Source organism: Ochrobactrum sp. SFR4 (assembly GCF_019730395.1).
Taxonomy (GTDB): domain Bacteria; phylum Pseudomonadota; class Alphaproteobacteria; order Rhizobiales; family Rhizobiaceae; genus Pseudochrobactrum.
Genome location: NZ_JAAPBB010000414.1, coordinates 1 through 348 on the forward strand (window position 1 = coordinate 1; position 348 = coordinate 348).

Annotated in this window: 1 pseudogene; it reads left to right on the forward strand. The window is 62.1% G+C overall.

From position 1 onward, the window contains the following. Positions 1-348, forward strand: a pseudogene (locus tag HBA93_RS19615) (hypothetical protein); the annotation flags it as partial.

Sequence of the window (348 nt, forward strand, 5' to 3'; positions counted from 1 at the left end):
TTATCCGTGGACGCATTCAAGGGCGCGGCGGCAATGGTGGCAATGGCGCTGGCAATGATGGGTACGCCACACATGGTCAGGCAGGCGGAACGGCTCTTTATACACGCAGACCTGTCATTATTGAGCAGTCAAACCAGATTTGGGGCGGCGGCGGTGGCGGTGGTTCCGGTACTTGGAAATATGGCGGTGGCGGTGGAGGCGGGCAAGGGTTTTCTGCGGGGCTTGGGGGTACGGGGCAGGGCGATGGTGCAGCGGGTACAGCAGAAAGGCCAGGGGCAGGCAATGGCGGCGGTAACGATGGTGCCTATGGTGGCGCAGCAGGTCAACCCGGCAAACATGGCCTCGGTA